Genomic DNA, 13144 nt, shown 5'->3' with positions numbered 1-13144 from the left:
CGCCTCCTTTTCTCATTTTTATGTATGAAGACTGATAGCAATTTATCGCTATCAGTCTTCACTTGTTTTATGCATTTAAGCCGTTAATGAACTCTTCAATTTCTTCTTTTGTTTTACGGTCTTTGCTGACAAAACGTCCTGTTTCTTCTCCGTTGCTGTAACCAACAAAGCTTGGAATACCAAAGATGCTTAATTCTGCACAAAGATCGATAAAGTCGTCGCGATCCACATAGTGAAATGTATACTCGCTATGATTCGCCTCAATTTCTGGAAGCACAGGCTCGATTACTCGGCAATCTGGACACCAGTCTGCTGAAAACATCATGATATGCTTTCCCTCTTTAATGACTTCTTTGTATTGTTCAATTGTTTGCATTTTTTCCATTTTTCTTTCCTCCACTTTTTCTTTTACTTTCGTATTTAAACGGCTAAAGCCCCATACATTTTTTAATCCTTCTACATCAAAACATAGTATATGAGTTGTTGCAACTATCATACACTGATGCTTTTCTATTATAAAGGGTTACAAAGGAATTTCCTATTGAACAGCTTGATTTGTCCTAAAATCTAGCTGTCCTTTTAGCATTAAAACAACCTGATAAAACATAGAAGTCCGATCTAAATTCCCATTGGTGAAAATGCCGATTGCTCCTTCTTTTTTTCGAATATTTTTTTTGTTTGTATACACTTCCATAGCTTCGGCTAATTCTTTTTTATCATGACGAAGCATGTCGGCTACCGCTTCAGGAAGCCGAATACGAGCTCCTCCACCTAAAATCGGTTCAAGGTCCTTAGAGGTAACAAGACTTCCCCAATTGCAAAGGAATAAGCCATGAGGTGTTTCCTGTACCCCTCCTTCGAGCCCAATGCCGATATCAGCACCTGTCTCTTTAACAGCAGCACGCGCGCGGTTAATCGCTCCTTGGATGGTTTCTTCATCAGAAAAAGGCTGTGGTGACACCCCGGACTGCACGTCTACCTCTACATATGTAAAAGTATCTCCAAATACTTTTTTTACTGCATTTATTTTTGTTGGATTCTTCGTTCCGATTGCAATTTTCATTTTTTTCTCCTGTCATGATGAAACAAAGCAACCGCAAAAGCAGCTGCTTTGTTCTTCTTTATCCGTTTTGTTTAATCGTATCAAGCGTTGTTTGGTCTGTAGAGCGTACAAGTTTGACTAATAATTCTTTTGCAGCTGCATAGTCATCCACATGAATCATAGATGCATGGGTATGAATATAACGTGAACATACGCCGATCACTGCAGAAGGAACTCCGTTATTAGAAGTATGAACGCGCCCTGCATCCGTACCTCCTGGAGAAACGAAGTATTGATAAGGGATGCTGTTTGTCTCCGCTGTATCTAAAATAAATTCTCTCATTCCTCTATGTGTGACCATCGTACGGTCAAAGATACGAAGTAATACGCCTTTTCCTAATTGTCCAAATGCATTTTTATCGCCTGACGTATCGTTAGCAGGACTAGCATCTAGTGCATAAAACAAATCCGGTTTAATCATATTCGCAGCTGATTGAGCACCGCGAAGTCCTACTTCTTCTTGAACAGTAGCTCCAGAATATAAGATATTTGGCAATTTTTCATTTTTTACTTCTTTTAATAATTCAATCGCAAGTCCGCACCCATAGCGGTTATCCCATGCTTTTGCCAGTATTTTCTTTTCATTTGCCATTGGCGTAAACGGACAAATCGGTACAATTTGATCGCCAGGACGAATGCCCATTTCTGCTACTTCCTGCTTGCTATCTGCGCCCACATCAATCATCATATTTTTAATGGCCATTGGCTTGTTGCGCTGTGATTCGTCTAATAAATGGGGAGGGATAGAAGCAATTACGCCGGTGATAGGACCTTTTTTTGTCACAACATGGACGCGTTGAGCTAGAAGTACTTGACTCCACCATCCTCCTAGAGTTTGAAAACGAAGCATTCCTTTATCAGTTACAGACGTAACCATAAATCCTACTTCGTCCATATGTCCTGCTACCATTACTTTAGGACCTTTTTCTTCATTATAGCGAACGCCGAATAAACTTCCTAACCCATCTTGAATGACTTCATCTACAAGGGGTTCAATTTGCGAGCGCATAAATGAACGTACTTGATGTTCGTTTCCAGCGGCACCTGGTAACTCCGTTAATGTTTTAAATAGAGATAGCGTTTCATTGTTCATATATACTCTCCTTTATGTATCATTTTCTTTATTGTATCGAAAACCGGAAATAGTTGCTAGTTCCGTCCTTCTCTTCTATGACTCAATTTAACAAAGCATTCGACAATTTGATATAATGATGAAAACATATCCTTAAAAAGCAGGTGAATAACGTGAAATGGACTCAACTAATAGCAGGAGCTGCAGTCGGATTTGCAAGCGCTTATATTATTCAAAAAAGAACGTCGTCAATTTCCTCATCGGAAGCCCTTACGATTGTTAAAAGCGCTTTTAAACAAAATGGGGCAATCGACGGCTCATGGATTGAAACGACGACTAAGGTCATTCAAAAGCATGGTCTCTCTTTTTATGGTTATACAGGTGGAATTATCAGAACACGTGATGCAAAACAGGAACATTACGAGTTTTTCATTGATAAAAAAAGCGGTGCTATTATTGAATTGACGCTGAATACACCCGTTTAATTTCGTCAACTATTTCTCCTTTGTTATCCCATTTTACAGCTCGATAAAAAGCATCATGATAAAAACTTAGCCAAGCTTGATGCTCATAGGCATAAGCTAACCACTGCTGCTTTTGTTCAATCGAAGTCATTGGATAGTCATCATATGCCATTACCCATAAGACATTTTGATGTGCATGTGTTGGCAAAAGATCGCCCATGTGCACTAAGATGTCATTGTTTCCTTTTAATATAACTACAGCATGACCATCGCTGTGACCGCCGGTATGATGAACCGTTACTCCAGGCACAATTTCATCTTTGTCGCTAAATGTTATTACTTGATGCTGAATAAATTCCCAATTTTGTTTCCAATACGTATTTTTAGAACGTATATTAGGATTCCTCATTTCATTCCACTCGATGTCACTAACAAAAATTCTTGCATTTGGAAAAGCAGAGGAAAAGTTTCCGTTGATACATTTTGTTAAGCCTGACACATGATCAAAGTGGAGATGCGTCATAATGATATGAGTAATATCTTCGCACGTGAACCCTAACTTTTGTAAGTCTTCAGCAATAAATGATTCTTCCGTTACGCCAAAATGACGCTTTTTTTTCTCATCCAACATCCCATTTCCTATACCTGCATCAATTAACATGAGGTGTTTTTCAGTTTGAACGAGCAAAGGATCAGTCCTCATGGGAATTCGATTCCCGTCTGAAATGGGATATTTTTTTGTCCAAAGCTCTTTTGGAACAACACCAAACATTGCCCCTCCATCTAAATGATTATTCCCTCCACGAAGCCATGTAACTTTTAATTCGCCTATTGTTAGCGTTTCCATTTTACACCTCCATTATATTCCTTTTTATTTTATCACTATCCCCTTCTCTTTTTGAACAAAAAAAGACTGAGGAACTCAGTCTTTTTCATTCAGGTATTTTACTTCACAGCGGTAAATGCGGCTGCCTTTTTGTGAAAATTTCTCTTCATATTCCGTCATAACATTGCCTTCAAAATCGCTTTTATGCAAATCTAAGCTAATGTACTTGAGAAGAAGTCCATATTCTGAAAAGCTTGTCAATGAATACTCAAATAGCCCTTGATTATCTGTTTTAAAGTGAATTTCTCCACCATCAACCAGCAGATTTTCATACATGCTTAAGAACGTTTTGTATGTTAAGCGGCGCTTGGCATGTCTCTTTTTTGGCCATGGATCAGAGAAATTGAGATAAACGCGACCCACATCATTTTTTGCAAAAAACTCACTAAGATGGTTAGCATCTACATTCAACAACTTTAAATTTGGAAGCTCTTCTTCAATCAATCGTTCTAGAGCACTTAAGATGACACTTTCATACATTTCAATTCCAATATAGTTGATATGCGGATTTTGTTTAGCCATCCCTACTAAAAATTGGCCTTTTCCTGTTCCTACTTCAATATGAAGAGGATTTTCATTTCCAAAAACTTCTTTCCAGTTTCCTTTATACTCCGCTGGATTTGGAACCACGTATTGGGGATTTTCAGCAATTTTATCTTTTGCCCAAGGTTTGTTTCGTAATCTCATGTTGCACCTCTTTAATTTATTTTGACGCATTGAAAATGTCGGTTATTCGAAACAACCGACATTTTCATGCATAATTGTGTTTAGATAGAAAAAAATAAGAGCATCATACGAGAAAGGATGATGCTTAATGCCTTTAAATGCCGAACACCAAATGAATATAGTAAAAGATATTTTATCTAATCATCAAAGTGATTGCTGCGGAACGGTTGCGGAATGTGAACAGGTTGAACGTTTAATTCAATCAATGTTAGCAAAAGGATATGCTAGCACAGACGTACAAGCAACACTACAAAACGTTTATAAATACACGCAAGATGCAAAAAGTGCTGCTCATTTAGACGAACATATTCAAACCAATCAACAAAATTTATCACAATGGGTCCAAGAACTATCTACCTTGTCATAACCTTTGCTACTGTGCTTGAATGTCGTTGACGAGCAACATCCGAAGATATTCAAGCCAGTAATTCATTTCAGAATGTTCATTTTTCGAACGATGCCATTCAATGAATAAAATGGTTTGACTTATCACATACCACTTCATTCTCGTTTTCAAGTTCTCAGTTAGTTCAACCCCATAATGCTCAAGCCATTCTTCCCACTGAGATGGATTGATGTACCAATAAAGCAATAAACCTAAATCAATAGCAGGATCTGCAATCATCGCTCCGTCCCAATCGATTAAATATAGCTGCGTATTCTCTCCAAGCATCCAGTTATTGTGGTTCACATCACAGTGACATACCACATATTTATCTGTCTGAATGGACGGAAGCTCTGCTTGTAAATAGCTGATTCCCTGCTCTACAATACTCTCTTTTTGAAGTCGCTCGTCCACGTTCTCTAGAATATCGGCTAGCACGTCTCCGGGAAGAAGCGGTGTTTTCCCTAACCTTTTCAACATATCTAATAACTCGTTTGAATGATGAATTTTACTAAGCAATTCTGTCACTCGACTCGAATTCATATCTTTTGGTTTTAATTCTCGACCATCTAGCCAGTGCTGAGCTGTGATCACATCTCCATTTTCCATTCGTCTTGTCCACACGAGCTTCGGTACAATTCCTTCAGCTGACAATACTGCTAAAAAAGGTGATGAATTACGCTTTAAAAAAAGCTTTCGGTCTTGAAATTTTGCAAAATAAGCTTCTCCTGTCGCTCCGCCAGCAGGAGTAATTTCCCATTCGCTTCCTAATATATCTTCCAACCAATTCACCTTCAATTTCAACACACACATTTCGTTTAAAAATTTCACTCAATAAAGCAATCTATTAAGACATCATGACGTTATTTTCTTAGTAAATAAAAAAGACGGCTATTGAGGATATGTATCAATAGCCATCCTTTATAAATATTATCTCCATCACACTTTTTTCGTCAAGTGGTTGAAGACAATAATTACGTTTGAAATAAAATAAGAACGCTAAGCTTTGGAACATTTATAGCATTATCCTCTATAGTAGGATACCCATTTTTATATACTTTACAATGATCAAGTGCTATTTTCCATGGTCCTTCTGGCAAAACTACTTTTTCTTCCATTAGGCCTTGATTAAAAAACACAATAATATTCTTCCACGGACCGTAAGCCAATACGTTTGATAAGCAATAGCCAATAACGGATTGCGGCGTGTTTAGAAAAGAGACATGCTGCCTAATCGCTGAAGCATCCCCCAAGCGAAATGCATCGTGCTGTTTGCGAATACGAATCAGCTCTTGAACCCAATTCACATCAGAAGAAAATTCCCTTCTTCGATTCCAATCGAGTGCATTAATATCATCGGGTGAATTATAGCTGTTCTCTACGCCTTTTTTAGTGCGGTAAAACTCTTGACCACTATGAAGAAACGGTATGCCTTGTGAAAGAAGCACAATAGCAGTAGCAAGGCGATGACGACTTCTACGAGTGTCTTCGTCTTCTTCTCCGTTTGAATTCGTTAACTTATCCCACAGCGTATGATTATCATGTGATTCAACATAATTAATTGACTGTGCTGGATTTATAAATAAAGCGGGACTGTCTTCTTTATCCAGAATGCTACCCGCTATCACAGATTGCACTGCTTCTTTTTGATGAATATTCCCGCTGATAAAACCTTTTTCATACACATCGAACGTGCTTCCTTTTACAGAATCTCGAAAGCGGTCATTAAAATAGCCGATTTGAGGTGTTTGGCGGGCATTCGCCATCATTGCTTTTTGAGTGTGGGGAAGAGGCGTATTTAAATCCCAGCCTTCGCCAAACACCAAAATAGTAGAATCAATTTCATTTATTTTTTCCCGAATGATTTTCATCGTTTCTATATCTAAAATCCCCATGAGGTCAAAACGAAAACCATCAACATCGTACTCTTTTATCCAAAATAATACTGAATCGATAATAAACTTTTGCGCCATTTTCCGTTCAGAAGCAAAATCATTTCCTACTCCCGTCCCGTTCGAAGGCATCCCAAACTCATCATGTCGAAAATAATAGCCCGGAACAATTTTTTCAAAAGGTGATTCTTCTCGTACAAATACGTGATTATAAACTACATCTATAATAACACGGAATCCCTGTTGATGAAGCGTTGATATTAATTGCTTCACTTCAACAATACGAGTGGTGGGATTTGAAGGGTCAGCAGAGTAGCTTCCTTCCGGCACATTAAACAACAATGGATTATACCCCCAATTATAAGAAGCATGAGGATTTAATTCATCTACTCCGCCAAAGTCGTTAATAGGAAGAAATTCAAGATGGGTCACTCCTAGCTCTTTTAAATAATGGAGGCCTGTTGGTTTGCCTGGCTGACCGCTTGATTCAGTAACAGCTAGGTACGTACCTTTTTTTTCTATCCCGCTTGAAGGATGAATAGAAAAGTCTCGAACATGCATTTCGTAAATAACGGCATCCGTTGGCTGAAGGAAAGGCGGCTTTTCATGGGGATGAACATAGGCTGTATGAAGATTTATCAGAACTCCGTATTCACTATTTGCTGTAGCTGCAACGGCATAAGGGTCCACCGCTTCATTTGTCCGACCGTTTACATCTATTAAAAATCGATAATAATACCCTTCTTTATCTAAGGGAAGTTCCTTTTCCCATACGCCTTTTCTTTGACGAGTCATAACGTACAGTTCTTCTTCTCCGCTATTTGCATGTATTAATTTTAAAACCACTGCTGATGCAGTCGGGGCCCAGACTTTTATCATAATATGATCTGAATAAAAGGCTGCACCCAAATCATTTTGATTATAATAAAATCTTTCATCAAACTCTTTTGTTCGTATAACAGCCCCTACCTGCAACGGAACTTTCTCCCCGTGATTATCACAGATAACGTACGAATGTCCAATTTCTATGCTCTCTTCAACCTTACCTTCATATTTGATAAAACCTTCTAATTCATGTACGTTTTCAATAGAGATGGTCTCATGCATTTGTGCACCTTTAATCACAAAAAAATCAATTTGACCTTCATGATAAGAAGTTGGAACTAAAACAGTAATATGATCTATTTGATCTAAATAAGCCTGAAACTTATTATCACCAGTCATCCTTTTCTCCTCCTTATGCCAATTACCTCTTTAGTAGCATTATATGTAGCAAACGCAAAAACGAAAGCACTTTCATAGCATGAATGTTCGGATTATTCACCTGCTTCGAATTCCCGGTCAAAATAAATACTCTGGCTGTGTTCGAGCAGTACCTGAGCTGCTTTCATCTGTTTAAACTTTAAAGGCGCTTTAGATTTCCTAAGTTCATAAAACCATTCTTCATACTTTCTAGCATCTACAAATTCAACCTGATAAGGCTCCGCAGCGTAGTCAATGTATCCATTTCTGCTTAGTAATATTTTCTTTACGCTATGTTCAATATCGTGAGTACGATAGATACTTCGGACAATTTGCTCCATTCGATTTAACCCAATTAACGGATTTAATATCTTTTTTTGATCTCTTCCTCTTAACTCTGTCCAAAAATTTTCTTTTGAATACTGAAAAACAGCACTTTTATATGTTTCTATTAAACAAATACAGAGGGTTTCCGTTGGAGTAACAATAATGATATCCCCTTCTACCGGAGCTTTATTAATCAGGAAAACAGGCTTGTACATCACGAGATACGTATCAGGAAAGCGCTGAATAAAATAACGGAGAGCTTCATCATGGTAATATTTACGATCTGCTTGCGAGAACTCAAATAAAGTGGATGTAGCCCATTTCATTTGAAGATCAAATACATTTTCTAAAAACAATATTTTCAAATCTTCCGCTGTTTGTGGAAGAGTTGTAAACCTCAATAGCTCTTGATTTTCCACGCTATCGCTAGAGAACGCTTCTTCCACTTCAAGCGTTTCTTTTTTCCTTGTAAACCGCTCTTTTGCTTTTTGCAAAAATGAACGTTGAGCTTTTGTTTCTTCTTTTACAGGAGGGCCATGTAATAGCCCTTGTTCAAACAATTGCTTTGCTTTCTTCCAATTATGTTTTTTTAAATGATTAAACTGAGACGTGTAGTGATAAACGTCTTTTTCATAACGGGAAATATAATCTTGCACCTTAAGTAGCTGCGCCACGTTTACATCAATCCCCTAATTAAAATTCCTCTAACACTTGGTTCACCGATTGTTTCTCTATTATCATCGGCGTTTTCTTTCCTTTAATAAGAGTGATCTTTAAATAACCTCTCTCCATGCTTGTATGTTCATATGCTACTGTGACTGCAATGAAAAAGATAGTATTTTTTTATATTTAGGTTTGCTAGCAGGATGAACTTCAAAAAGGGCAAATGAACTTACTTGAAACTGTTCTTCAACCGACGTTTGCTTTAACTGCTCTTCCGAAAGCCCGGCTTCCCCTCCCCACTTCTTTGCAATCGTAATATGAGGACGATAAGGACGTTTTTCGTATAAGCCGCTTAGGTCTCCCCATACAGCTTGTATATCCCTTTGTAGATTCACAAGCTTATCATTTGGCTTAAGGCTTACATAAAGCACTCTAGGCTTGTTATACGCACCGAACACATCGTACTGAACGGTCTGCAGTGAAAAACTTGAATGACGGGAGGCTACTTCTTTTAAGCGGTTAATCAGCTTTTCCTTTTTGTTATCTACAAATCCTAAGAATTGTAGTGTTATATGATAATCGTCAGGGTATGTCCATTGTTTAAAAGGAAAAGGTGTTAATTCTTTTGCCCAATTTTCTGCCTGATATGCAATGGAGACTGGCACGTTGATTCCAATAAAATAGTGTTGATCACTTTTCATCAAATCCCTCCTTTTCTTTTCATTATCTTTCCCCAATTTGTCATGTTCAAAAAGAGCTAGATTTATTTTAAAGGTTTTCTGGATCAAATAGAGAGGTTTTTCTGAAAATTTGTCATGTGCTTAAAAAATAAGAAATTGTGTTATCATAGAAATAATACAGAGAATTTTTATAAGAAAAGGATGAGAAAAATGAAAGTTGTTAACAATATGGCTGATTTGATTGGCGAGACACCTCTTGTTAAATTAAATCGTCTTCAACCAGCAGATGGAGCATCCGTTTACTTAAAACTAGAATTTTTTAATCCGAGCCGTAGTGTAAAAGACCGTGCTGCTTTTAATATGATCGTGGAAGCTGAAAAAGCAGGCTTGCTCAATGAAAATTCCACCATTATTGAACCAACGAGCGGAAATACAGGTATTGGCTTAGCTATGAATGCAGCAGCAAGAGGGTATCGTTCTATTTTAGTCATGCCCGATACGATGACTCAAGAACGAATTAACTTGTTAAAAGCATATGGTGCTGAAGTTGTTCTAACACCTGGCGATGAAAAAATGCCTGGCGCAATCCGCAAGGCAGAAGAGCTTACAAAAGAAATTCCAAATGCATTTATGCCCATGCAGTTTGAAAATAATGCAAACCCTGACGCACATCGAAAAACGACTGCTAAGGAAATTATTGAGGCAATGAACGATTTAGGAAAAGACCTATCTGCTTTTGTTGCTACTGCTGGAACAGGCGGAACGATCACGGGCACAGGTGAAGTCCTAAGAGAAAACTACCCAAATATGACCGTTCATGTTGTGGAACCAGCTGGGTCTCCTGTATTATCTGGAGGAAGACCTGGAAAGCACAAGCTTGTAGGAACAAGCCCTGGATTTATTCCTGATACGCTTAACATAGAGGTTTACGACGAAATTTTAAAAATTAAAGATGAACAAGCCTACGATATTACGCGACGCCTGGCTTCTGAAGAAGGAATTTTAGTCGGTCCTTCATCTGGCGCTGCCTGCTATGCTGCTATCGAGGTAGCCAAAAAATTATCTCCTGATCAAGTGGTCGTATGTATTGCTTGCGATACAGGTGAACGTTATTTATCAAGCGACCTATTCTCATTTGAATAATAAAGAGGCTGGAACAAAAGGATTTTAGCCCAAATGAAAAACGAACCATTGATCAACATGTTTGATTCATGGTTCGTTTTTTTGTGATGGTGAATATAGGTTCATCGGTTTCGTTACTTCTAGCAGTTGATTGGAGGGCAAGGCGAAGACTCCTGCGGGAAAAGCGGAACAGGTGAGACCCCGCAGGAGCCCAGGCGACGAGGAGACTCAGCGGCCGCCCGCGGAAAGCGAAGCCTTGCATGGAAATCAACTGCGGTGTCACAAACAGTCCAGCTCATGTATCCTAGTTATTCACCTTTAAATTGGATTCGTTTCGTTATGTCTCAACCTCTTTTTATTTAGCCAATTCGTAAATAGCCTGTGCATAAATAGCTGTTGCACGAAGCAAATCTTCAATTACCATGTACTCGTCTTTTTCGTGCGCTACTTCTTCACGGCCTGGGAAAAGAGGTCCAAATGCCACACCCTCTTCTAATGCTCTGGCATATGTTCCTCCTCCAATTGAAATAAGCGTAGGTTCTTCATTTGTTTGTTCTTGGTAAACCTTTTGAAGCGTTTGAATAAGCTCATGTTTTTGATCGACGTGATGTGGTTTAGAATCTGTAAAATGTTTGATAGTCATTTGATAAGATTCACTTTTTTCTTTAATCGTATCAATAATATCGTCAATATGAGCTGATACAGGATAGCGAATATTTAAGCCAAAGTGCCCCGCTTCTTCTTGATTATAAGACATGATTCCCACATTTATCGTTAAATCACCCGTGACCTCATCTTTGCGATTTAAGCCCATTTTTTCTCCTAGTGCATCTTGGATTAAATACGCATTTGCATAACCTACAAACTGATTAGCTTGTTCATCAAGTTCTAATGTGTGTAAAAAGCGAAGAAGTGTAAGCCCAGCATTTTTCCCTTTATCAGGCACGCTTCCATGTGCTGAAACTCCTTCTAGAGTAAGTGTATACGCACCGCTCTTTTCGGTTATTGAACCTTTTAAAGACTTATCTTTTAAAAATTGATCATATTTATTTTTAATATCCGTTTCACTATGGAATTCAAGAACAGCTGTTGCAAGATCAGGAACCATATTGTAGCGTCGCCCAGAGACAAATGATGTAAGCTGGACGCTTCCCTTTGTTCCTTCAATGGGCTGCTGGCGAATTTCTACATCTGTAATGCCTTTTTCAGCATAAATGATAGGAAAATCCGCATCCGGCGCAAATCCCATCGTTGGCATCTCTTCATGATTGAAGTAGTGGTCCACACATCTCCAGTCACTTTCTTCATCCGTTCCAATAATCATTCGAACCCGCTTAGATAGAGGAAGCCCTAAATCTTTCACAATTTTCATCGCATAATAAGCAGCCATCGTCGGGCCCTTATCGTCGATTGCTCCTCTAGCAAAAATTTTCCCGTCTTTTATTTCACCGCCGTATGGATCAACCGACCACCCGTCTCCTTCAGGAACGACGTCTACGTGACACAAAATGCCAAGAAGGTCTTTTCCTTCTCCCGCTTCAATATGACCTGCATATCCGTCTACGTTCTTGACGGAAAACCCGTCATTTTTTCCTTTGTTTAAAAGAAAGTGAAGCGCTTGAGCAACTCCAGGTCCAAATGGCTCTTCTTTTTTTTCTGTGCTTGTCAAAACACTTTTAATTTGCAAAAAACGCTGCGTCTCAGCTAGAATTTCAGCTTCTCTTTTTTGCACTTCCTCTTTCCAATTAATTGCTGTCATCTGTGTGCCTCCTTTGCCTGCTTTTACAGATTGTATCTATCATTACTATTGGTAAATTTAACTTTATCATACCTTTATATAGAAAGAAATAATTGTCTCTTTCCTTTCATATCAAAGGTTTACAGAGTCAAAATTCCGGGAAATAATTTGTAGGCACAATCGATAAAAACGGATTCTATTTGTTTATTGTTTACATATACTATAAAAAATGTGCAAATAGAGGAAGGAGATGTTACGAAAGGATTACATATTTATATCATTTTTTGTAAATATTGTGTTAATTTGCGTTTTCTCTTTTATTTTTCTGTCGATTTTGTGTACAATAAGGATAAGGACTGAAATAGTGCTTGACATCTCAGAGTTATAAAGAAGTTGTGCCTTACGAAAAACGAATAAGGAAGTGGTTTTTTGAAACCTTCAACTAATCGAATGCTAACTCGTATCAAATCGGTCTATATGTTCATTTGTAAAAATGGAACAGTTACAACGCAAGAGCTCGTAGACGAATTTGGTATTACACCAAGAACCATTCAGCGTGACTTGAATGTGTTAGCATATAATGATTTAGTTCGCAGCCCAAGTCGCGGTACATGGACGACTACGCAAAAGAAGGTCAAGATGTCATCCTAGTAAGTTTATTTCAAGGGTAGTAAGTGATTTATATATAGAGATAAAATTCTACGCAGTAGAAAGTCAAGACTTGGACGAGTGCATAGTCCCCCGCTCCATTTGCACGTCAAGCAGAGTTGGTACTCGTTTAAGTGCTTTAACGTGAAATGTTTCACTTGTCGAATAAAGTGGACAAAAAAAGGAACCATTTTAGA

At 38.2% G+C, this 13144-nt stretch carries 15 protein-coding genes; 5 read left to right on the top strand and 10 right to left on the bottom strand.

Annotation, left to right across the window (positions count from 1 at the left end; translation table 11 throughout):
• Nucleotides 1-67 precede the first annotated feature (67 nt).
• The 3 genes from SCI76_RS16390 to SCI76_RS16380 form a co-directional block, all read right to left on the bottom strand.
• The gene (locus tag SCI76_RS16390; RefSeq protein ID WP_028411823.1) at nt 68-385 is read right to left on the bottom strand and encodes a thioredoxin family protein; all 318 of its coding nucleotides are present in this window, start codon (nt 383-385) and stop codon (nt 68-70) included.
• A gap of 153 nt (nt 386-538) precedes the next feature.
• Nucleotides 539-1063, bottom strand: coding sequence for a DUF84 family protein (locus tag SCI76_RS16385; protein ID WP_048019682.1), 525 nt, complete (start codon nt 1061-1063; stop codon nt 539-541).
• Nucleotides 1064-1121: 58 nt separating this feature from the next.
• Nucleotides 1122-2195: a M42 family metallopeptidase gene (locus SCI76_RS16380; protein WP_013059506.1), complete on the bottom strand. Its 1074-nt coding sequence runs from the start codon at nt 2193-2195 to the stop codon at nt 1122-1124.
• A 152-nt stretch (nt 2196-2347) separates the two neighbouring features.
• On the opposite strand from SCI76_RS16380, the gene SCI76_RS16375 reads away from it, so the two are divergent.
• Nucleotides 2348-2659, top strand: coding sequence for a PepSY domain-containing protein (locus tag SCI76_RS16375; protein WP_028411825.1), 312 nt, complete (start codon nt 2348-2350; stop codon nt 2657-2659).
• Here the strand turns inward: SCI76_RS16375 and SCI76_RS16370 are convergent.
• A complete protein-coding gene (locus SCI76_RS16370; protein WP_028411826.1) occupies nt 2628-3485 on the bottom strand; it encodes an MBL fold metallo-hydrolase in 858 nt (285 codons plus the stop codon). The two genes, SCI76_RS16375 and SCI76_RS16370, sit on opposite strands and share 32 nt — an antisense overlap.
• A 75-nt stretch (nt 3486-3560) precedes the next feature.
• Nucleotides 3561-4211 carry a tRNA (guanosine(46)-N7)-methyltransferase TrmB gene (trmB, locus tag SCI76_RS16365; protein ID WP_028411827.1) on the bottom strand — a complete coding sequence of 217 codons (651 nt, stop codon included), beginning with the start codon at nt 4209-4211 and terminating at the stop codon, nt 3561-3563.
• A 127-nt stretch (nt 4212-4338) separates the two neighbouring features.
• On the opposite strand from trmB, the gene SCI76_RS16360 reads away from it, so the two are divergent.
• Entirely contained in the window at nt 4339-4617 is a 279-nt protein-coding gene (locus tag SCI76_RS16360; RefSeq protein ID WP_028411828.1) for a YtzH-like family protein, read from the top strand.
• A gap of 6 nt (nt 4618-4623) precedes the next feature.
• Here the strand turns inward: SCI76_RS16360 and SCI76_RS16355 are convergent, their stop codons facing one another.
• The 4 genes from SCI76_RS16355 to thpR form a co-directional block, all read right to left on the bottom strand.
• Nucleotides 4624-5448 carry a phosphotransferase family protein gene (locus SCI76_RS16355; RefSeq protein ID WP_176344694.1) on the bottom strand — a complete coding sequence of 275 codons (825 nt, stop codon included), beginning with the start codon at nt 5446-5448 and terminating at the stop codon, nt 4624-4626.
• 161 nt (nt 5449-5609) lie between these two features.
• Nucleotides 5610-7751: a type I pullulanase gene (gene pulA / locus SCI76_RS16350; RefSeq protein WP_328180118.1), complete on the bottom strand. Its 2142-nt coding sequence runs from the start codon at nt 7749-7751 to the stop codon at nt 5610-5612.
• 92 nt (nt 7752-7843) lie between these two features.
• Nucleotides 7844-8770, bottom strand: coding sequence for a hypothetical protein (locus tag SCI76_RS16345; RefSeq protein ID WP_028411831.1), 927 nt, complete (start codon nt 8768-8770; stop codon nt 7844-7846).
• A 135-nt stretch (nt 8771-8905) separates the two neighbouring features.
• Nucleotides 8906-9460, bottom strand: coding sequence for an RNA 2',3'-cyclic phosphodiesterase (thpR, locus tag SCI76_RS16340; protein ID WP_028411832.1), 555 nt, complete (start codon nt 9458-9460; stop codon nt 8906-8908).
• A gap of 189 nt (nt 9461-9649) precedes the next feature.
• Here thpR and cysK point away from each other — a divergent pair, with 189 nt between their 5' ends.
• Together cysK and SCI76_RS16330 are read left to right on the top strand one after the other, a co-directional pair.
• The gene (cysK, locus tag SCI76_RS16335) at nt 9650-10582 is read left to right on the top strand and encodes a cysteine synthase A (RefSeq protein ID WP_168761351.1); all 933 of its coding nucleotides are present in this window, start codon (nt 9650-9652) and stop codon (nt 10580-10582) included.
• A gap of 126 nt (nt 10583-10708) precedes the next feature.
• Nucleotides 10709-10924, top strand: a complete 216-nt coding sequence (locus SCI76_RS16330; protein WP_165635093.1) for a hypothetical protein — start codon at nt 10709-10711, stop codon at nt 10922-10924.
• On the opposite strand, the gene pepV is transcribed toward SCI76_RS16330, so the two are convergent.
• Nucleotides 10917-12320 (bottom strand): dipeptidase PepV, encoded by a 1404-nt coding sequence (gene pepV / locus SCI76_RS16325; RefSeq protein ID WP_168761352.1) that lies wholly within the window; start codon nt 12318-12320, stop codon nt 10917-10919. The two genes, SCI76_RS16330 and pepV, sit on opposite strands and share 8 nt — an antisense overlap.
• Nucleotides 12321-12728: 408 nt before the next feature.
• Here pepV and SCI76_RS16320 point away from each other — a divergent pair, with 408 nt between their 5' ends.
• Nucleotides 12729-12950, top strand: coding sequence for a DeoR family transcriptional regulator (locus tag SCI76_RS16320; protein ID WP_013059517.1), 222 nt, complete (start codon nt 12729-12731; stop codon nt 12948-12950).
• Nucleotides 12951-13144: the final 194 nt, after the last annotated feature.

This window comes from Priestia sp. HNGD-A6, assembly GCF_045784335.1.
In the GTDB taxonomy this organism is placed as follows: domain Bacteria; phylum Bacillota; class Bacilli; order Bacillales; family Bacillaceae_H; genus Priestia; species Priestia zanthoxyli.
The sequence above is the reverse complement of the archived record's forward strand: the minus strand, read 5'-3'. Positions and strand labels throughout refer to the sequence as shown.